Source organism: Salinimicrobium oceani (assembly GCF_012037645.1).
The window spans coordinates 1-345 of sequence record NZ_JAAVJR010001208.1; the positions used below are offsets into that span (position 1 = coordinate 1).

Genomic DNA, 345 nt, shown 5'->3' on the forward strand with positions numbered 1-345 from the left:
TTTTCCTGAAGGCAGTATCCACATCATTGGTGTTGATTCTGAACTTACTCCGGAAAATAAACATATCGCCCTGAAACTCGACGGGCATTATTTTATTTGTGCCAACAACGGAATTCTATCCCTCATTGCGTCTGAATATGTTCCTGAAAAAATTGTGGAGATCAACATCCATGATAAGGTACAGAGCAATTTTCCTGTACTCGATGTTTTTGTAAAGGTGGCAGGACATCTCGCCCGCGGAGGTACGCTGGAGGTTATAGGAAAAATAATTCCGGAAGTGAAGCAGCTCAAAGAGATGGAGCCACTCATAAATTCAGATCAAAACCAGATCAAAGGAAACGTGAT

Annotated in this window: 1 protein-coding gene; it reads left to right on the top strand. The window is 41.7% G+C overall.

What is annotated here, in order from left to right:
- On the top strand, positions 1-345 hold a 345-nt coding region (locus HC175_RS21485; protein ID WP_168139954.1), incomplete at both ends, for an SAM hydrolase/SAM-dependent halogenase family protein.